General features: G+C 66.3%; 18 protein-coding genes. 12 read left to right on the forward strand and 6 right to left on the reverse strand.

The window, feature by feature from the left end; genetic code table 11:
• Positions 1-88: 88 nt before the first annotated feature.
• The 5 genes from Q358_RS0115230 to Q358_RS17765 are packed head-to-tail and all read right to left on the reverse strand — an operon-like array spanning position 89 to position 5274.
• Positions 89-1276, reverse strand: coding sequence for an acetyl-CoA C-acyltransferase (locus Q358_RS0115230; protein WP_027962757.1), 1188 nt, complete (start codon positions 1274-1276; stop codon positions 89-91).
• Complete coding sequence (locus tag Q358_RS17760; protein ID WP_043488575.1) at positions 1273-2559, reverse strand: ArgE/DapE family deacylase; 1287 nt, start codon at positions 2557-2559, stop codon at positions 1273-1275. Before Q358_RS17760 ends, Q358_RS0115230 begins: the two co-directional genes overlap by 4 nt.
• Positions 2559-3212: a 3-oxoacid CoA-transferase subunit B gene (locus Q358_RS0115240; protein ID WP_027962758.1), complete on the reverse strand. Its 654-nt coding sequence runs from the start codon at positions 3210-3212 to the stop codon at positions 2559-2561. Before Q358_RS0115240 ends, Q358_RS17760 begins: the two co-directional genes overlap by 1 nt.
• Positions 3202-3903: a CoA transferase subunit A gene (locus tag Q358_RS0115245; protein ID WP_027962759.1), complete on the reverse strand. Its 702-nt coding sequence runs from the start codon at positions 3901-3903 to the stop codon at positions 3202-3204. The genes Q358_RS0115240 and Q358_RS0115245 overlap by 11 nt, the downstream gene beginning before the upstream one ends.
• 6 nt (positions 3904-3909) lie before the next feature.
• A complete protein-coding gene (locus Q358_RS17765) occupies positions 3910-5274 on the reverse strand; it encodes an aminotransferase family protein (RefSeq protein WP_051530451.1) in 1365 nt (454 codons plus the stop codon).
• Between the two features lie 133 nt (positions 5275-5407).
• On the opposite strand from Q358_RS17765, the gene Q358_RS0115255 reads away from it, so the two are divergent.
• The 8 genes from Q358_RS0115255 (at position 5408) to Q358_RS0115290 (ending at position 12809) form a co-directional block, all read left to right on the forward strand.
• Positions 5408-6334, forward strand: a complete 927-nt coding sequence (locus Q358_RS0115255; protein ID WP_027962760.1) for a LysR family transcriptional regulator — start codon at positions 5408-5410, stop codon at positions 6332-6334.
• A gap of 137 nt (positions 6335-6471) precedes the next feature.
• The gene (locus Q358_RS0115260; protein WP_027962761.1) at positions 6472-7518 is read left to right on the forward strand and encodes a histone deacetylase family protein; all 1047 of its coding nucleotides are present in this window, start codon (positions 6472-6474) and stop codon (positions 7516-7518) included.
• A 162-nt stretch (positions 7519-7680) separates the two neighbouring features.
• Complete coding sequence (gene dnaX, locus Q358_RS0115265; RefSeq protein WP_027962762.1) at positions 7681-9675, forward strand: DNA polymerase III subunit gamma/tau; 1995 nt, start codon at positions 7681-7683, stop codon at positions 9673-9675.
• A gap of 47 nt (positions 9676-9722) precedes the next feature.
• Positions 9723-10052 (forward strand): YbaB/EbfC family nucleoid-associated protein, encoded by a 330-nt coding sequence (locus tag Q358_RS0115270; protein ID WP_027962763.1) that lies wholly within the window; start codon positions 9723-9725, stop codon positions 10050-10052.
• Positions 10052-10657 carry a recombination mediator RecR gene (gene recR / locus Q358_RS0115275; protein WP_027962764.1) on the forward strand — a complete coding sequence of 202 codons (606 nt, stop codon included), beginning with the start codon at positions 10052-10054 and terminating at the stop codon, positions 10655-10657. The genes Q358_RS0115270 and recR overlap by 1 nt, the downstream gene beginning before the upstream one ends.
• A 46-nt stretch (positions 10658-10703) precedes the next feature.
• A complete protein-coding gene (rnd, locus tag Q358_RS0115280) occupies positions 10704-11831 on the forward strand; it encodes a ribonuclease D (protein WP_027962765.1) in 1128 nt (375 codons plus the stop codon).
• Complete coding sequence (locus Q358_RS0115285; RefSeq protein ID WP_027962766.1) at positions 11828-12139, forward strand: YcgL domain-containing protein; 312 nt, start codon at positions 11828-11830, stop codon at positions 12137-12139. Before rnd ends, Q358_RS0115285 begins: the two co-directional genes overlap by 4 nt.
• A gap of 223 nt (positions 12140-12362) precedes the next feature.
• Complete coding sequence (locus tag Q358_RS0115290) at positions 12363-12809, forward strand: YcgN family cysteine cluster protein (RefSeq protein WP_027962767.1); 447 nt, start codon at positions 12363-12365, stop codon at positions 12807-12809.
• On the opposite strand, the gene Q358_RS0115295 is transcribed toward Q358_RS0115290, so the two are convergent.
• Entirely contained in the window at positions 12793-14877 is a 2085-nt protein-coding gene (locus tag Q358_RS0115295) for a S9 family peptidase (protein ID WP_027962768.1), read from the reverse strand. The genes Q358_RS0115290 and Q358_RS0115295 overlap by 17 nt on opposite strands.
• A 45-nt stretch (positions 14878-14922) precedes the next feature.
• Here Q358_RS0115295 and Q358_RS0115300 point away from each other — a divergent pair, with 45 nt between their 5' ends.
• The 4 genes from Q358_RS0115300 to Q358_RS0115315 all read left to right on the forward strand — a co-directional run bounded on the left by Q358_RS0115300 (position 14923) and on the right by Q358_RS0115315 (position 19806).
• Positions 14923-15357: a hypothetical protein gene (locus Q358_RS0115300; protein ID WP_027962769.1), complete on the forward strand. Its 435-nt coding sequence runs from the start codon at positions 14923-14925 to the stop codon at positions 15355-15357.
• A 32-nt stretch (positions 15358-15389) separates the two neighbouring features.
• The gene (locus Q358_RS0115305) at positions 15390-17225 is read left to right on the forward strand and encodes a vWA domain-containing protein (protein ID WP_027962770.1); all 1836 of its coding nucleotides are present in this window, start codon (positions 15390-15392) and stop codon (positions 17223-17225) included.
• Entirely contained in the window at positions 17218-18033 is an 816-nt protein-coding gene (locus Q358_RS17770; protein ID WP_043488578.1) for a class II glutamine amidotransferase, read from the forward strand. Before Q358_RS0115305 ends, Q358_RS17770 begins: the two co-directional genes overlap by 8 nt.
• Before the next feature lie 117 nt (positions 18034-18150).
• A complete protein-coding gene (locus tag Q358_RS0115315; protein ID WP_027962771.1) occupies positions 18151-19806 on the forward strand; it encodes an AMP-binding protein in 1656 nt (551 codons plus the stop codon).
• Positions 19807-19909: the final 103 nt, after the last annotated feature.

The following is a 19909-nucleotide window of genomic DNA, read 5'->3' on the forward strand; positions in this document are numbered from 1 at the left end:
GCATGTTGTTGGTTGTTTATGATGACGGTATCAGCGTATGTGAAAGTAGAGTTAATAGTTAGGGGTAGAGTCGGCAATGCCTCCTTGGTCAGCGTTCAAGAATCAGGGCGATGCCCTGGCCACCGCCGATACAGGCGGCGGCACAGCCATAGCGTCCCTGGCGATGTTGCAACAGTCGAGCGAGGGTGCCTGCCAGGCGAATGCCGGTGGCGCCCAGCGGGTGCCCCAGCGCCAGGGCACCGCCGCAGACGTTGACCCGCTCGGCATCGATGTCGAGTGCGGCCATGGCATGGAGCGGCACGGCGCTGAAGGCCTCGTTGATCTCCCACAGGTCGATGTCGTCGACCCCGAGGCCCGTCTTGTCCAGCACGCGGCGGATAGCCGCCGCGGCGCCGGCGCCCATGCGCTCCGGGGCGACGCCGCAGTCGACGATCTCCACCATGCAGGCCAGCGGTGTCATGCCGTGCCGGGCCAGTGCGGCTTCGGACATCACCAGCGCCGCGCTGGCCCCTGATGTCAGCGGCGAGCTGTTGCCCGCCGTGATCCGGCCGTCTTCGCTAAAGGCCGGGCCAAGCTCGGCCAAGCGCTCCAGGGTGGTATCGGCGCGGATATTGGCATCGCATTCGACGCGTTCGCCCTCGGGTGTGATCAGGCTCAGCCGCTCATCGTCGAACCAGCCGGATTTTTCTGCCGCGGCGGCGCGCCGATGCGAGCGCAGCGCGAAGGCGTCCATGGCCTGGCGGCTGATACCGGCCTCTTCGGCCAGCCTTTCGGCGGTCAGCCCCATGTTCATGGCCACATTGAGTTCCAGCCAGTCAGCCTGCTCAAGCGCCTCGGGCATCGTCAGCACGCCCTCCTTGAACAGGCTCGGGCCCATGGGTACCCGAGACATGTTCTCGAAGCCGCCGGCCAGGCCCACCTCGATGGCACCGGCCTGAATTTCGCGCACGCTGCCACGCAGGGCGGCAAGGCTCGATCCGCACTGCTGGTCGATCTGGCGCGACGGGCAGGCCTGGCCGGCGCTGGCCAGCTGCCGTGATAACCACTGGGGATAGCGACCGCCGAAGCTCCACTGCTCCTTGACCGGGAGGGCACAGCCGATGCTCAGGTCTTCCACAGCGCCTCCCTCAACGTCGCTGCGCTCCAGCAACGCATCGATTACCTGGCCTAGCAGGGCGTCGCCGCGCTGAGCGGACCAGGCATCGACGTCCGGCTTGCGCGGATGGGCCCGGGTGAAGGCGCTGCGGCCATAGTCGGCCAAGTAGGCGGCTCTCATGGCAGGCTCCGTTTGGCGCCAGGCTCGGCTTTTGCCCAGCGGCTGATAAACAACGCATAGGTGGTCAGCACCCGCTGGATCGAGGCGATCTCCACGCACTCATCCACGCCGTGAATGCGCTGGGCGACGGGGCCATAGCAGGTACCGTTGATGCCGCCCTGGACGTGAAAGGCGCGCAAGTCGGTGGTGCAGGTGGCGAGATAGTGGGCCGGCGGTTCGCCGACCAGGTCCTCATGGCAGCGCGACAGCAGGCGGATGGCCGGCGTCTCCAGGTCGACGAGGTGGCCTTCGGAGCGAAAGCCGTGGAACTCGATCTGCGGTTCGGGGCCAGCACCGCCGAGCTCGACGTAGCGCTGAGCGATGGCTTCGCGAACCCGGGTCATGGCCTCGTCGGTGCTCATGCCCGGCGGGAAGCCGACGCGCCCTTCGATAATGGCGTGGGCCGGCACGCTGGAGGCCCAGTTGCCGCCCTCGATCTTGCCGATGCTTAGGTTAAATGGATGATCCAGCGCCGCGTAAGGCGCCGGGCGCGGCAGCACATTCATTTCGTCCTCCAGCGCCTTGAAGGCCGGCAAGTAGGCCAGGATCTGCTCGATGGCGTTGCTGCCGGCGCGGGTGTCCAGCACGTGGGCCGGCACGCCGTCGAGGCGCAGCCGGAACCACAGCACGCCGACCTGGCCGCTGTATATCTGGGCGCCGAAGGGTTCGGGAATCAGCGCGAAGTCGCCGCCGTAGCCCTGATGCAGGCAGGCCAGGGCGCCGTTGCCGGTACACTCTTCCTCGATCACCGTCTGCAGCGTCAGCGGGAAATCGAGCTCCACGCCGGCCTGGCGCACGGCCTCCACCGCCATCACCATGGCGGCGATGCCGGCCTTCATGTCGCCGGCGCCGCGGCCGTAGAGCCAGCCATCTTTCTCCCAGGGCTCCCAGGGCGGGCGCGTCCACATGTCGGTGGGCTCGGCGGGCACCACGTCCAGGTGGCCGTTGAGCACCAGGTGGGGCTTGCCGGAGTCAGGGTTGAGCCGCGAGACGACGTTGTAGCGGCCTTCGCTGCTCCAGCGGGCCGGCGCGCGGTGCGGATTGTCGGCGAAGCCCGGCGCGTCCAGCGCCACGCGCTCGGTGGGCAATTCGAGGCGCCCGAACCAGCGCTCCATGGTGGCAAGCGCGCCGTGCTCCTGGCCCAGCACGCTGTAGCCGCGCACCAGGTCACGGGTCAGCGCCAGGGTGTCGTCCATCAGGGCATCGCAGCGCTCGAGAATGCGTTGTTCGGTGGCATTGAGCATCAGAACCTCCCCAGCCGCGATTCGTCGATGATCAGCTCGGCCCCGGTGGCGGCGCGCAGCGCGTCCACGCTCAGATCTTCGGCGATATCCACCACTTCAAGTCCTGAATGGGTCACGCGCATGGCGGCCTTTTCGGTGATGATCAGCGACACGCAGCGTGGCGCGGTCAACGGCAGCCGGCAGTGCTCGAGAATCTTGGGGTTGCCGTGCTTGTCATTGTGCGAGCACAGCACCACAAGGCGCTCGACCTTCTGGGCCAGTTCCATGGCGCCGCCGATGCCCGGCGAGAACTTGCCGGGAATCTTCCAGTTGGCCAGGTTGCCCTGCCGGTCGACCTCGAAGGCGCCCATGAAGGTGATGCCCACCCGACGACGGCGAATCATGGCAAACGACAGGGCACTGTCGAACACGCTGGCACCGGGACGGGTGCCGATGTAGGCGCCGCCCGAGTCGATCATCTCCGGGTCGGCCTCGGCGCCGTTGTCGATCAGCTGGCAACCCAGCACGCCGTTTTCCGAGTGCACCAGCACCTCGAGATCCGGCGGCAGGTAGTGAAACAGCCGGGTGGGCAGGCCGATGCCCAGATTGACGATCTGCCCGGCGGTGATCTCCCGGGCGGCACGGGCCAGGATGCGTTGCTGATCAGATGGCATGGGCGCGCCTCCCTTGTTCGCTGGTGGCAGGGTCGACCTGGACAATCTGGCTGACGAAGGCGCAGGGCGTATGAATCTGTTCGGGCACCAGGCCGCCGGGCGCCTTGACCGCAAAGGCCTGGGCGATGACGCGTTCGGCGGCCATGGCCATCAGCGGGTTGAAGTTGATGGCGGTACCGCGGTACACGAGATTGCCGTAGCGGTCGGCCAGGTCGGCATGCACCAGGGCGACGTCGGCGTGGATGGCCGGCTCGACGGCCCAGGTCTTGCCGTCGAAGTCGATCTCGCGGCGTCCTTCACCGATCTCGGTGCCGAGGCCGATGTCGGTCAAAAAGCCAAAGTGGCCGGCGCCGGCGCAGCGAATCTTCTCGGCCAGCAGCCCCTGGGGGTGAATCTCTACCGTCAGGCGGCCGGCATTCATTTCTTCGATGGCCACTCGGTTGAGGCCGATGTGCGAGGTGATCAGGCGGTCGACGCGACCGGCGCCAATCAGCTTGCCGATGCCGATATCGGATTCGTTGGCGTCGTTCTTGATCAGCGTCAGCCGGCGCTGGCCCTGCTCCAGCAGGGCGTCCAGCAGGGCGAAGGGGGTGCCGGGCGAGCCGAAACCGCCGACCATGATCGAGGCGCCGTCTTCAATCCGCGCGATGGCGGCATCGATGTCCATGTATTTGTCATTGAGTCGCGTCATGGGGGCTCAGCCTGTGATGCCGGGGGTGTGGGAGTCGTCGCGCAGTGGTGCTATGACATCGTCATCAAGTCGTGAAAGCGCCCGTTCGAGACGTTCGAGCAGCTGCTCTACTTCGCCCTCGTTGATGATGAACGGCGGGCTGACCAGGAAGTGATCGCCGGCCACGCCGTCGAGAGTGCGACGCGGGTAGATCAGCAAGCCTTCTTCCTTGGCGAGTGCGGTGGCCTTGGCAAACAGGTTGGCGTCGGCGGGAAAGGCGGTCTTGCTGTCGGCGTCGCTCACCAGCTCCACGCCCCATAGCAGGCCCAGGCCGCGCACGTCGCCAATCCAGTCGAAGCGTGCCTGCAGCGCGTGTAGGCCTTGCTGCAGCTGAGCACCGCGCGCCGCCACGTTCTCGAGCAGGTTTTCCCGCTGAATGGCGCGGATGGCCGCCAGGGCGGTGGCACAGGCCAGCGGATTGCCGGCATAGGTGTGGCCATGCTGAAAACCGTCGCTGGTCATCACGGCCTCGACAATCGGCGCCCGGCTGAGTATGGCGCCCACCGGGTAGTAGCCCGCGCCCAGGCCCTTGGCCGTGGCCAGAATATCCGGCGCCACGCCCCATTGCTGATAGGCGAACCAGCTGCCGGTGCGGCCCACGCCACACAGCACCTCGTCATAGATCAGCAGGCAGCCGATCTCGTCGCACAGGTCGCGCAGGCCCTGGAGATAGCCGCGGTCGACCAGGCGTGCCCCGGTGCTGGCGCCGCCCACCGGTTCGACCACGACGGCGATAATGCTGTCGCCGCCGGCGGCCTCGAACCGGGCGCGGGTCTCGCTAAGCAGTCGGGCAATGTGAGCCTCGCGGCTGCCGTCCTGCTGGCGGTAGAAATCGGGGCTGGGCACCTTGATCGAGCCGGTGATGATGTCGGCGAAGGGAGCCTCCAGCGGCTGATAGCCGGTCAGGCCCAGGGCGCCGAGGGTGCTGCCGTGGTAGGAAGGGCGCAGCGAGACGAAATGACGCCGCTGGGGCTTGCCGATGGCGACAAAGTACTGGCGCGCCAGCTTCTGAGCCGACTCCATGGCTTCGGAACCGCTGGAAACGAAGAACACCTTCTCGAGCTCGCTGTTGGTCATCTCGACCAGAGTTTCTCCGAGCTCGATGGCGGGGCCGTTCTCGAACTGGGTGCGGTAGGTGAAGGCAACGCGATCCAGCTGCTCGAGCATGGCGGCGCGAATGTCGGGATGTCCGTGGCCCAGGTTGCAGGAGATGGCCCCGGAGCAGCCGTCCAGGTATTCCTTGCCCCGGGTATCCCACAGGAAGACTCCCTGGCCGTGGCTCACTTCCGGCATGGCGGGGCCGGCCTGATAGAACAGCGGGGATGTCGTCATGGCGTCGGTCCGCTAGTGGTGGAGGTGGCGAGTAGAAATAAGCGTGGTGTGGTGAAGCCTGCTCTCAGTCTAGGTAGCCCCACTGAAACATTTCAATATATGATGTTTTTAGCGATTTCGATGAGAGAAAGTCATGGTGGACGTCACGATTCACTCGCTGAAGGCGCTCGCCGTCTTCAAGACGCTCTTCGAGGCCGGCAGTGCCTCCCAGGCGGCGCGGATGCTAGGCATGACCCAGTCAGGCGTGAGCCGCTCCCTGGCTCAGCTGGAGGAGAATCTGGGGCTGTGCCTGTTTCACCGTGAGAAGAATCGTCTGATAGCGACGCCGGAGGCCGGCGAGCTCTACGACGAGGTGCTGCGGTTGATGGGCAACATCGAGGAGCTGCGACACAGCGTGCTGGCGCTCAAGGAGTTCGGGGTGTCACGGCTGCGGATCGCCGCCGTGCCGGGGCTTTCCTTCGGTTTCGTGCCACGCCTGGTGGCGTCTTTACTGCGCGAACAGCCGCGGCTGAGCGTCAGCCTCGACATGATGGCCAGCCACGAGGTGCAGACGGCGGTGGAGTCGAGCCATGCCGATATCGGCTTCGTGACGCTGCCGGTGGCGGCCCATGCCATCCGTATAGACCCCTGGTTCGAGACCGAGGCGGTATGTCTGCTGCCGACGAGTCACTCTCTGGCTCGATTACCCTCAATCGACGTCGGCGACCTGCGCGACCAGCATCTGGTGGTCAGCAATCAGCCGAGCGTGCGCGCCAACCCTTTGCTGGAGCTGGTAGCGCATCACGGCGTGCCGATCGCCGCCAAGACCGAGGCCAATATCGGCACCATCGTGTCGCTGGTGGCCAACGGAGTGGGCATCACGGTGATGAACCGGATCACCGCCGAAGATCAGCTGCCCTCCGGGTGTCGCGTGGCCGTGCGGCCCTTTACTCCGGCGATGGGCTTCAGCTTCGGACTGGCCTACCGCGACAACTGGCGCCAGGGGAGGGCGCTGACCTTTATTCGCGAGCAGGGACGTCGCCTCAGCCGAGACTACTGCCAGTCCGACCAACCACACTAGTCCTGCATGCCGCTGCTTACCGTGCGTGCCGGGGCTGAGCGTGGCCTCATGGACGGCGCCGAACGGGTGAATCCGCTCGCCATCGATGGCATGCTTGATCGCCTGCGACGTCTCCACTCCGAGGACCCTTTCACGCCATGCGTATCTATCACTCCGACATGACCAAGGCGCGGCGCGCCCGGACCGAGCTCGACGGCGGCAAGCTGGTGGTGCCCTGGGAGTGTCCGGAGCGGGTCGACATGATCCTCGCGGCCCTGGGCGAGGCGGGGTTCACTGAAGTGGTCGAGCCGGCCGAATATGGGCTCGCGCCGGTGCTGGCGGTGCATGATGCCGATTACGTCGACTTCCTGGCGACCTGCTGGGATGACTGGCAGGCGCTGGGTCGAGATGGCGAGGCCATCGCCTGGGTCTGGCCCACCCGTACGCTGCCGGGGCGTCGGATTCCCGACTGCGTCGATGGGCGTCTGGGGTACTACGCCCTGGGGGCGGACACCTCGATCTGTGAGGGTACCTTCGAGGCGGCCATGGCCAGCAAGGATGTGGCGCTCTCGGCGCTGGATCATGTGCTGGCAAGCGGCGAGGCGGCTTTCGGGCTGTGTCGCCCACCGGGCCATCATGCCGCGGTGGACCAGTTCGGCGGCTACTGTTTCTTCAACAACGCCGCCGTCGCCGCCCAGCGCGCGCTGGATGCGGGGCTATCGCGAGTCGCCATCCTCGATGTGGATTTTCATCATGGCAATGGCACCCAGCAGATCTTCGAGCAGCGCAGCGACGTGCTGTTTATCTCGATCCACGGGGACCCCATGACGTGCTTTCCCTACTTCACGGGCCATGCCGACGAAGTGGGCGAGGGGGACGGAGCGGGTTACACCGTGAACTACCCGCTGCCGAAGGGCAGCGGCGCCGAGGTGTGGTTCCATGTGCTGGAAGCCGCCAAGGAGCGCATCCGAGAGTCGGGCTGTGAGTTGCTGATCGTGTCGTTGGGAGTGGATACCTTCGAGGGTGACCCGATCAGTGCCTTCCGACTGAGCGGCGATGACTTCACCGCGATGGGGCGGCGCCTGGCGGCGCTGGGCCTGCCGACCCTGCTGTTGATGGAGGGCGGCTATGCGGTGGAGGAGATCGGCACCAACGTGGCCAACGTGCTGAGCGGTATTACGGAGGGAGGGGACGAGCGCGGTTAATCCCTCATTCCACCTCGGTCGCCCGGCCCCCACGTTGAGGCCGGGCGTTTTTGGCTGTGTCCCTTCGCGCCGGTCGCTTTCCGCGACGCCCCCTGGGCGCTAGAATGAGCCTTTCTCGCCGGCGTTGCCGGCCTCCGTTTTCCCGCAAGGATATCGCGCCGCATGAGCTATCAGGTTCTGGCCCGCAAGTGGCGACCGCGCACCTTCCATGAGCTGGTGGGTCAGGAGCACGTGCAGCGTGCGCTGGTGAATGCGCTGGACCAGGGACGGCTGCACCACGCCTACCTGTTTACCGGTACCCGCGGCGTCGGCAAGACCACCCTGGCGCGCATACTCGCCAAGTGCCTCAACTGTACCGCCGGCGGTCGCGGCGACGAAGGCGTGACCTCCACGCCGTGCGGCGAGTGCGACAGCTGCCTGGCCATCGACGAGGGCCGATTCGTCGACTTGATCGAGGTCGATGCCGCCTCACGCACCAAGGTGGAGGACACCCGGGAGCTGCTGGACAATGTGCAGTATGCGCCGACCCAGGGACGCTACAAGGTGTACCTGATCGATGAAGTCCATATGCTCTCTACCAGCAGTTTCAATGCGCTGCTCAAGACCCTGGAGGAGCCGCCTCCACATGTGAAGTTCCTGCTGGCGACCACCGACCCGCAGAAGCTGCCTCCCACGGTGCTGTCGCGCTGCCTGCAGTTTACGCTCAAGCATATGCCGCCGGAGCGCATAGTCGAGCACCTGGGTGCGGTGCTTGCGGCCGAGTCGGTGCCCTTTGAAGAGCGAGCCCTGTGGCTGCTCGGGCGTGCCGCCGAGGGCTCCATGCGTGATGCCATGAGCCTGACCGACCAGGCGATCGCCTTCGGCCAGGGGCGGGTCGAGCATGCCGACGTGGCGGCCATGCTGGGCACCCTGGACCAGCATCATGTGCTGGCCCTGGCCGAGGCCCTGGCCGACGTGGATGCCGCGCGCCTGCTCGCCGAGGTGGCCAGCCTGGCCGAGCGTGCCCCGGACTTCGCCGGCGTGCTCGACGAGGTGACCGGCGTGCTGCATCGGTTGGCCATCGCCCAGATGGTTCCCGAGGCCCTGGATAATGCCCAGGGCGACCGCGAGGCTCTGCTGGCGCTCGCCTCGCGATTTACCGCCGAGGACGTGCAGCTCTATTACCAGATCGGCATCCAGGGGCGCGGCGATATGGCCAATGCCCCGGATCTGCGTACCGCGCTCGAGATGACCCTGCTGCGGATGTTGGCCTTCCGGCCCCAGGGCGTGCCCCGGCCGGCGACGACACCGCTGCCGCTGCGTGGCACGCCCGACAATGATGGCGCGTCACCGAGCGGCGCGACACCGGGCGGCGCGGCACCGGGCGGCGACGCGCCGCAGGGCAGGGCCGCCGGCGAGGCTTCCGTATCCCCGGCCCCTGCGGCATCCGCCGCCCCGGCCCCCGAGGCACCGCCCCGAGAGCCGCCATCGAATCAGCCGCCACCGAGCCAGCCGCCAGCCGAGACGGTCGCTCCGCCGCCCTGGGTCGAGGCCACCCCCGCACCTTCACGCTCAGCCGAGCCCTTGCAGGCGCCACCGGCGGACTCGAAACCCGAGCCGGTCGACTCCAGACCCGAGCCGGAGCCGGCGCCTCCGGTTGAGTCGGCTCCGGCCGCAACGCCCCCGGCGTCGGCCGGCGACCCGGCGCCGCTCGAGCCGGCTGAGCCCATCGCGGACGAGGAACCCGAGCCGGCAACGCTGTCCAATGCCGTGGAGGGCCACTTTGCCCACGCCGACTGGCTGGCCATATTCGAGACGCTGGGACTTGGCGGGCTGACCCGGAACCTGGCAGCCGGCTGCGTGGTCGAGGAAGACGATGGCGAGCAGCTACGGCTGCGCCTCGACCCGACGCTTTCCGCGATGCGCGCCGAGGTTCACATCGAGCGTATGCAGCAGGCTCTTTCGAGGCACGGCGTCACTCGCCGCCTGGTGGTGGAAGAGGGCGAGATCCCCTCGGGCGTAGAAACGCCCCGTCAGCAGGCCGAGCGCCTGGCGGCGCAACGCCACGCCAAGGCGGTTGAGGCGCTGGGCAGTGACCCCCATGTACAGAAGCTTCAGCAGGCCTTCGGTGCCCGGCTGATCGAGTCCACGGTGAAACCCGCCGACGGCCTACATTAGATATTAGACGACTACCCACACTATTAGACGACAAGCGAGGACACACCATGTTCAACAAGGGTGGAATGGGCAACATCATGAAGCAGGCCCAGGAAATGCAGGAGAAGATGCAGCAGGTCCAGGAGGAGGTCGCCCGCGCCGAAGTGCTGGGCGAGGCCGGTGCGGGCATGGTCAAGGTCACCATGAACGGCCGTCATGACGTCAGCAAGGTGGATATCGATCCCAGCGTCATGCAGGAGGACAAGGAGCTGCTCGAGGACCTGTTGGCCGCCGCGGTGAACGATGCCGTCCGCAAGGTCGAGGCCAACTCCAAGTCCAAGATGTCGGAGGTGACCGACGGCATGAACCTGCCGCCCGGTTTCAAGATGCCGTTCTAATGAGTTTTTCCCCTCTCATCGAGACACTGATGGAGTCGCTGCGCGTGCTGCCGGGCGTAGGGCCCAAGACGGCCCAGCGCATGGCCATGCATCTGCTGGAGCGCGACCGCGATGGCGGGCGTCGTCTGTCCGCGGTGCTCGACGATGCCCTGGAGCGGGTCGGCTATTGTCGGCGGTGCCGGACGCTCACCGAGGATGATGTCTGTACGCTGTGCCAGAGCGCGCGTCGCGACGACGGCCTGCTCTGCGTGGTGGAGTCCCCCGCCGATCAGCTCGCCATCGAGGAAGCCGGCGGTTATCGCGGTCGCTACTTCGTGCTGCATGGTCATCTCTCGCCCCTGGACGGTGTCGGCCCCGAGGACCTCGGGCTCGACCATCTCGAGGCGCGCGTCGGCGAAGAGGGGGTCGAGGAGGTCATTCTTGCCACGAACCCCACCGTCGAAGGGGAGGCCACGGCCCACTATATCTCCACCCAGCTCACCGGCCATGGCGTGCGCCTCTCGCGTCTCGCCTACGGCGTGCCCATGGGGGGTGAGCTGGAGTATGTCGACGGTGGGACCCTGAGTCGGGCCTTCAATGGTCGCTTGCCGTTCCGGGGCGAGTGAGCCCCGCACGCCTCGCCCTTTTTCCTTTACCACTGCCGGAGCCCTGATGCCCCTGACCCCCGAGATTCACTGGATCGATACCCCCGAGGCTCTGGATGCCGCCTGCCAGGCGGTGGAGGATGCCGATGTCATCGCCCTGGATACCGAGTTCTTTCGCGAAAACACCTTTTACCCGGTGCCCGCACTGATTCAATTTTCTGCCGGTAGTGCGGCCTGGCTGGTGGACCCCCAGGCCGTGTCGTGCACCGATGCCTTCCGCCGCCTGCTGGCCGAGGGGCCGGTCAAGCTGCTGCACGCCGCCAGCGAAGACCTGGAAGTGTTCACGCGCTGGGCCGGAGTAACGCCACGCCCCCTGGTGGATACCCAGTTAGCCCAGGGGCTGCTCGGCGAGAATCCCGCCATGGGCTATCAGAAACTGGTGGAACACTGGGTCGGCGAGACCCTGCCCAAGGATGAGACGCGCTCCGACTGGCTGGTACGACCGCTCTCCGAGACCCAGCAGCAGTACGCCGCCCTGGATGTAGTCTATCTGGTGCAGGTATGGGAGCAGCAGCGTCGCGATCTCGAGCGTCTGGGGCGTCGTGAGTGGCTTCAGGCCGATGGTGACGCGATGCTCGATCAGGCTGAACGCGGTGTCGAGGCCGATGGCCAGTGGTACCTGCGTCAGCGTCAGCTGTGGCGCCTGGCCCCGCGGCAGATCGAGGCCTATCGGCGGATGACCATCTGGCGCGAAGGCGAGACGCGTGACCGGAACCTGCCCAGGGGCTGGCTGGTTCACGACCGCGTGCTGTTTGCCATCGCCGAGGCGATGCCGGGCAATCGCCATGAGCTGGCACGGGTCGAGGGCGTCAGGCCGAGCCTGATCAAGCGCGACGGCGATACACTGCTGGCGCTGTTGGCCGAGGCGAAGCACTGCGACGAGGCCGACTTGCCCGGTGAGTTGCCGTCGCCCATGGAGCCCGCGTTCAAGCGTGGCATCAAGACCCTGAAGACGGTGGTGAATGCCGAGGCCGAGGCGCTGGGGCTGGCCCCCGAGGTGCTGATGCGGCGCCGCGATCTGGAGGCCCTGCTGGTGTCTCACCTCGAGGGGAGCGAGCCTGCACTGCCCGCCGGATGGCGGGGAGAACGCCTGAATGCGGGACTCTTGAAGGCTCTGGAGGATGTGCCACGATGAGTGATGATCGGATGTCCGGCAACCGCCTGCTGTGCCAGGTGTTCAAGAGCTCGCGCAAGGATGCCATGTACCTCTATGTCGACAAGCGCGAGGGCGTGGAGCGGGTGCCCGAGCCGCTACTGGAGCGCTTCGGCAAGCCGGTGCCGGCCATGACGCTGATCTTGAGCCCCGACAAGCGGCTGGGGCGCGCCAATGCCGAGGAGGTGATGCAGGCGATCCGCGATCAGGGGTTCTATCTGCAGCTGCCCCCGGCCAAGGAAGAGTATCTGCTGGATCTCTACCGCACCCCGACCGAGGCGCGTTATTAATTTATTGCGCCCGAGCGAGAAGGGACTGTCCCCGGCAGTGGCACCGATGCTGGCGACGAGCATAAACACTGACCTGGTGGCTCGGCCGGGGACAGTCCCTTACGGCCGGGGACAGTCCCTGAGGCCTCCGGCAGTGCGGCCGGGGAGAGTCCCGACTGGCACTAAGTAAGTGCCATGATAGCCCCATTACGCCCGCCATTGTGTGGGAGGAAGGCAAGGTGCCATGCGAGAACGTTTCTGGGAGCACTATCTCCTCGAAGAATTGACCGCCGAGGAGTGGGAGGCGCTCTGCGATGGCTGCGGCCAGTGCTGCCTGCTCAAGTTCCAGGACGACGAGTCCGGGGAGTTGGCGGTGCTCAACCTGGCCTGCGAGCTGCTGGATGTCCAGAGCTGTCGCTGCAGCGACTACCCCAATCGTCTGGCGCGGGTGCCGGAGTGTACTCAGCTGACGCCGGAGCGAGTGGATGAGTTTCGCTGGCTGCCGCGCTCCTGCGCCTATCGGCGGGTCGCCGAAGGGCGCAAGCTGGCCGCCTGGCACCCCCTGATCAGCGGCGACCCGGAGCGGGTGCATCGCAAGGGCGTCAGCGTGCGCAGCTTCGCGGTCACCAGTCGCGGGGTCCCCGAAGAGTACTACGAGGACCATATCATCGCGGTCATTCCGGTGGAGTGAGGCCCAGCGCCCAGAGGATGAAGGCGTCCTGGCGGGCGCCGTCGTGCCATGCCTTGAAGCGCCCCGAGGCTCCGCCATGGCCGGCCGCCATATCGGTGCGTAGCAGCACCGGGCCCCGAGCGGTGCCGAGTTCGGTGAGCCGGGCATAGAGCTTGGCCGGTTCCCAGTAAGGCACGCGAGTATCGTGCCAGCTGCCCTGCAGGAACATGGCGGGGTAAAGACGCTCGCCGAGGTTATCCAGCGGCGAATAGGCCTCGATACGCCGATGCACGTCGGAGTCGGTAGGGTTACCCCATTCGGTGTATTCGGCGATCGTCAGCGGCAGGTCGGGGTTTTCCATGGTGCGCAGCACGTCCACGAAGGGCACGTCGAGCACCGCCGCGCAGAAGGCCTGGGGGGCCAGGTTGAGGCTGGCGCCCACCAGCAGTCCCCCGGCGCTGGCACCGTAGGCGGCGATGCGCCCGGCGTCGGCGATGCCGTGTTCCACCAGGGTGTCGCGTGCCGCCAGAAAATCATGGAAGCTGTTGGCCTTGTGCTCGAGCTTGCCGGCGAGGTACCAGGGTTCGCCGCGGTCACCGCCGCCGCGCACATGGGCCACGGCGAAGGCCACGCCGTGGGCGAGAAGCTCCAGACGAGCCACCGAGAACCAGGGGTCGAGCACCTCGCCGTAGGCGCCGTAGCCGTAGAGCAGGGTCGGGCGCGGGTGGCCGACCAGGTCGGCGCGCATCACCACCGAGACCGGGATGCGCTCGCCGTCGTGGGAGGTCGCCCAGAGCCGCTGGCAGGCGAGTTTCTCGGGCTTGAGGTCACCGTGGACCGGCTGTTGCTTGAGCCGCCGGCGCTCGCCGCTGTCCAGATCATGCTCGACCCAGCTTGACGGTTGAACGAAGGACTCCTCGTGCAGGCGTAGGCGGCGGCTGTCGAAGTGGGGCGCATCGCCCAGCGCCTGGCTGCAGGGCGTTTCCGGCAGCGGCAGGTGCTCGTCCCGGGTGATGGCGTGATCGGGATCAAACTCCATGACCCGCAGGTGTACCTGGGCCTCGTCATGATCGCGTTCGGTGACCACCAGTCCCCACTGGAAGGCGTCGACACCCTCCAGGGTGTGGTGGTCGCGATGGGGAATCAGCGACCGCCAGCGTTGGGTATCGGCGGCCTTGTCGAGGCATGACGCATCCAGCCGGTCGAGTCGGAAATGAGGAGCCTCGCGGTTGTGCAGCAGGTAGAAGTGGCCGGGGCGGTGATCCAGCGCCATTTCCACGCCGTTCTCCCGGGGGCGGAAGCAGCGTGGCGGGGTAGCCGGCGCCCGGGCGGGTATCAGGTGGCATTCGCTGGTGTCCTTGGAGGCGCTCTCCAGCACCAGCCACTCCCGGGAACGGGTCTTGCCCAGGCCCAGCCAGAACTCGGGGTCCTCCTCGCGCAACACCAGGACGGGGGCGTCTGCTTCGCCCTCGTTCAAGCCCAGGCGCCAGACGCTCTCGGGGCGCTGGGTGGCGTCATAGCGGGTAAACAGCAGCGTGGCATTGTCCTCGGCCCAGGTGAGATCCGGGCCGATGCCGTTGAGCAGGCACCGGGGCTCGCCGTCGGTGAGGAGGACCAGGAAGAGGTCGAAGACCTCGTCGCCGGTGGTGTCTTCGGTCCAGGCCAGCCAGCGCTCGTCGGGAGAGAGCGCCATATCGCCGATCTCGAGGAAGTCGTGAGCCGCGGCGCGGGCTTCCAGGTCGAGGAAAGGAGCGGCGGCGTCGGGCGTGCCGTTGGGGTGGCGCCACCATACCGGGTAGTCGGCATCGGCGGCGGTCTCGCTCCAGTAGGTATAATGGTCCAGCGGCGTGCGCAGGCCATGGACGGCGAGTTCGCGGCGTGCCAGGTGGCCGTGATACAGGCGTTCGACCAGGGCCTCGAGTGGGGCGAACCAGGCATCGCTCTCGGTATTGGCGTCTTCCAAAAAGCGTGTTACCTCCGCGTCTTCACGCTGTTCCAGCCAGTGCCACTCGGGGTCTTCGGGACGTTGGCGGTGGAATGCCGGGGAGGCGGAAGAACGCTCGAGGCGCTGTGGTGGCTGTGCTTTCATGGCGCGAGATGTACCATACTCGGATAAGTGAAAAGTGAGGTGGCAATGCCTATTACCGAATCAATGAGCCTACTATGGCTGAGCTATGGCGTCTTGTCGCTGGTGATCTTGCTCACCGGCTACCTGGGCCTGGCATTTCTGCCACGAATGCTGCGTCTGCCGATCACCTGGCTGGTGGCCGGTGTGATGTGGATGCCGGCACGCTTCCAGCTGCCGCTGCTCGATGAGGGCGATGTCTACACCGGTCTTGCGCCGGCGGTGGTCGTGGCGACGGTGGCCTTCCTCGAACGCAACGCCGAAGCGCTGACGCCGGCCCTGACGCTGACGCTGCTGGGGGCCGGTCTTGGCGTGCTCTTCGGGCTCCTGCTGTGGTGGCTCGGCAGGCGCCGCCACCAGCCGGCCACCCGGGAGGCCCATGACGATGATACCGACGAGCCTCGCGGTGCCGTGCGTCGGGAGCCGGTGCTTGGCCAGGGGTGATCGACTCGGGATGATCGAATAAGGAGGCCGGGATGGCCAGCAGAATCCGGGGCAGGGTGGCGCGGGGTGTCGGCATCTGGATGGCGTTCGTCTGTCTGGGGGTAGTCCATGTGCCTGCCGCCTTGGCGCAGGCGGTGACGGAGCCACCCGAGGTGCGAGTGATCATCGATGTCTCCGGCAGCATGCGCGTCAATGACCCGGAGCATCTCAGCGCCAGCGCCCTGGAGCTTCTGGTATCGCTGCTGCCGGAGGGAACCACCGCCGGCGTCTGGACCTTCGGCGAGACCGTGACCAACCTGCTGCCGCCCGCCGAGGTCAATGCCGACTGGCGCCGGCGGGTCGAGGCGCTGGGGCCGGCGCTTGAGGGGGGGCAACCCTATACCGACATCGAGGCCGCGGTGCGGCGTGCCGCACGGCCCGATGCCGATGGCTGGCGTCACCTGGTGTTGCTGACCGACGGGGTGATCGATCTGCCGCCATCCCGTGGGGCCAAGCCCCGAGTGGATGCGGCCTCGCGCCGGGAACTGCTCGACGAGCTGGCGCCGAGCCTGGCCAATGACGGAGTGGTCGTGCATGGCATTGCCTTCTCCGACCAGGCCGATATGACGCTGGTGGAATCACTCGCCCGCACCACCGGCGGCCTGCCTGCCCTGGTGGCATCTCCCGAGAGTCTCCACGGAGCCTTTCTGGATATCGTCGAACGGATCTTCCCCGCCGACCGCATTCCCCTGGAAGCGGGGCGCTTTCACATCGAGCCTGGCATCGAATCCTTCTCGGCGTTGCTCTTTCATGACCCCGACGCCGAACCGCTGGTGCTGGTGGGGCCGGAAGGCAACGAGTATCGCGCCACCACGCCCGTCCCGGGCGGACGCTGGCAGGTGGAGCCGCGTTTCGATCTGCTGCGAGTGCCCGAGCCGATGCCCGGGGAATGGCGTGTCGAAGGCGCCCTCGAACCGAAAAGCCGCATCGGGGTCGCCTCCGCCCTGACCCTGCGTGCCGGCGAACTGCCGGCCACCGCCTTCCTGGGTTTCCCGCTGCCGATAGAGGCGTGGCTTGCGCGTAATGGCGTGCCCTACACCGAGGAGCTCGAGGGGCTGACCCTGCGTGTCGATCTCGTCGATGCCGACGGTGAGGTGCTGGGAGCGACGCCGCTTGCCCGTGACGGGAAGCGCTTTCGCGGGGTACTGCCAGCCCCTTCACAGCCGGGTAGCGCCCGCCTGGTCATCGGTGCCGAAGCCGAAGGCTTTGTCCGCCAGCAGGTTCAGGCGATCAATCTGCTGGCGCCCCTGGTGGCCAGTCATGAACCGGATCGCCAGCGCGTGGTGTTGAGGGCCCGCCATCCCGAGCTGGACCATGACAACACACGCCCCTGGGCAGAGCTGGCCGGCGAGCGTCTCGCTGTCGAACCGCTGGATGGGCAGCGCTGGGCGTTCGCCTTGCCCCGGCTCGATGAAAGCGTCAGCCGTCCACTGCTGATGGGGGCCGAGATAGACCTGAATGACGAGACACGAGAACTGAGCCTGCCTCGCTTGATGCTGTTTGCCGATTCCGCCACCGGCCTCGACCTGGCCGCGACAGAAGGCGAACTCTCCGCCGAGCGCTTCCATCAGGATCTCTCCGCCGGTCGTGGCGAGAAAGCGGCGCCCGATGGCAGCGTGGAGCGTTCCGTGGCCGCCCTCAACGAGTTTGTCGCGGCCGTTGTCGAGCGTTGGCGCACTGCCTGGTGGCCCCGGCTGCTGGCGGTGGCCGCCCGGCCGCTGGCCTGGGGCGTGGCCGGCGCCGGTGCGCTGCTGGTCGTGTGGTTTCTTGTATGGCGTGGTCGTCGCGAGCGGCGACGTCATGCTCACCGGGAGGACCCGAATGTGTGAGCTGTTGGGCATGAGTGCCAATGTGCCGACCGATATCTGTTTCAGCTTTACCGGCTTTCTGCATCGAGGGGGTGGCACCGGACCGCATCGCGACGGCTGGGGCATCGCCTTCTATGAGGAGGGCGGCTATCGCGACTTCCGCGACCCGCATCCGTCGGTACGCTCCCCCATTGCGCGCCTTATCTGTGACTATCCAATCAAGTCACATAGCGTGATCAGCCATATCCGACAGGCCAATGTCGGCCAGGTGCGGCTGGCCAATACCCATCCCTTCGTCCGCGAGATGTGGGGCCAGCCGTGGTGCTATGCCCATAATGGCCAGCTCGAGGGGTGGCAGTCCCTGCCCCTGACGTTCTATCGTCCGGTGGGGGATACCGACAGCGAGCATGCCTTCTGCTGGCTGCTCGGCGAGCTGCGTCGTGGCTTTCCGCAGCGCCCGGAGAGTGCGGAGCAGCGCCAGGGGTTGTGGCAACTGCTTCACGCGCTTTGCGAGCGGCTTCGGGGGCTGGGGGTGTTCAATCTGCTGCTCGCCGATGGTGACTACCTCTATGCCTACTGTTCCACCAAGCTGGCGCATATCACCCGCCGTGCCCCCTTCGGCAAGGCCAGCCTGTCGGACGCCGAGCTGACGGTGAACTTCGCCGAACACACCACTCGCCGCGACATTGTCTCGGTGATTGCCACCGAGCCCCTCACCGACAACGAGGATTGGGAGCGCATGGCACCCGGTGAGCTTCTGGTGTGGCGAGACGGCCAGATCGAGGCGCGTTTCGGCCATGACGAGGCCTCCTCGAGCCTTCCTGCCTAAACAGGCAAACGACAGTTTTAATCGCTTGTTTTACAGCATGGAGGGCACGGTAGTAAGGTTGGCTTCGGGAAAACAACAAGCGTCGATGCCACATCGGCGATATTGCGGAGACACGCCATGAACGAACATGCCAGCGCCCCCATCCTCGAAGGTCCCGAGCTTACCGGCATGGAGGCTTACCGGTCGATCACCGATATCTTCCATGCCGCGGTTGGCAAGTATGCCGACAAGCCGGCCTTCAGCTGCATGGGACAGACGCTGAGCTTCGCCGACCTGGATCGCCTCTCCAGCGATTTCACGGCGTGGCTGCAGCATGAGACGAATCTGCAGCCGGGTGATCGCATCGCCATCCAGCTTCCCAACGTGTTGCAGTTCCCGGTGGCGGTGTTCGGCGCCATGCGGGCCGGCCTGGTGGTGGTGAATACCAACCCGCTGTACACCGAGCGCGAGATGGCCCACCAGTTCAAGGATTCGGGAGCCAAGGCTATCGTGATCCTCGCCAATATGGCGGACAAGCTCGAGAAGATCCTCGAGAAAACCGAGATCGAGCATGTGGTGGTGACCGAGCTTGCCGACCTGCACCGTTTCCCCAAGCGAACGTTGATCAACCTGGCGGTCAAGCACGTCAAGAAGATGGTGCCGGCCTATCGGCTACCCGGTCATACGCCTCTGCGTCAGGCCCTGAAGAAGGGGGGCGCCCGCCGGCATCAGGATGTGGAGCGCGACCTCGACGACGTTGCCGCGCTGCAATACACCGGCGGTACCACGGGGCTTGCCAAGGGCACCATGCTGACCCACCGCAACCTGGTGGCCAACATGATCCAGGCCGGCCAGGCCATCGGCCTCGGCCTCGACCACGGCAGTGAGGTCGTGATAGCACCGCTGCCGGTCTATCACATCTACACCTTCACGGTGAACTGCCTGTTCATGGTCGAGACCGGCAACCATTCGGTGCTGATCACCAACCCCCGGGATCTGCCGGGCTTCGTCAAGGAGCTACGCAAGGTGCCCTTCACCGGTTTTATTGGCCTGAATACCCTGTTCAATGCCCTCTGTAACCGTGAGGATTTTCGCTCCCTGGATTTCTCCCGGTTGAAGCTGACCATCTCCGGCGGCATGGCCCTGACCAAGTCGGTGGCCGAGCGCTGGAAGGAGGTGACCGGCTGCGATATCGCCGAGGGCTACGGGCTCACCGAGACCTCGCCGATCGTCAGTTTCAACCCGGTGGATGCCATCGAGCTGGGTAGCGTCGGCAGGCCCGTGGCCGGCACGCGGATCAAGGTGGTGGATGCCGATGGCAATGACCTGCCCCTCGGGGAGCCGGGCGAGATCTGCGTCCAGGGGCCCCAGGTGATGAAGGGCTACTGGAACCGCGATGACGAGACCGCCCTGGCGATCGATGCGCAGGGCTGGTTCCATACCGGGGATATCGCAGTGCTGCAGGATGATGGCTATATTCGCATCGTCGACCGCAAGAAGGACATGATTCTGGTCTCGGGCTTCAACGTCTACCCCAACGAGATCGAGGACGTGGTAGCCCGGCATCCCGATGTGCTGGAGGCGGCGGCGGTGGGCATTCCCGACGACGTCAGCGGCGAGACGATCAAGCTGTTCGTGGTGCCCCGCGGCAGTGCCGAGATCGACCCGGAAGCGCTGCGCGCCTGGTGCAAGAAGGAGCTTGCCGGCTACAAGGTGCCCCGCACCGTCGAAGTGCGTGACGAGCTTCCCAAGTCCAATGTGGGCAAGGTGTTGCGCCGTCAGCTACGCGAGTAGCCCCAAGTTTCCATGACCATGATTGGCCGCGGCCATGGCCGCGGCGTTACAATCAATCGCCCGCGCCGGAGCCTCCGTCGCGGGCGTTGTTGTCAGCCCTGAC

Source organism: Halomonas halodenitrificans DSM 735, assembly GCF_000620045.1.
GTDB lineage: Bacteria > Pseudomonadota > Gammaproteobacteria > Pseudomonadales > Halomonadaceae > Halomonas > Halomonas halodenitrificans.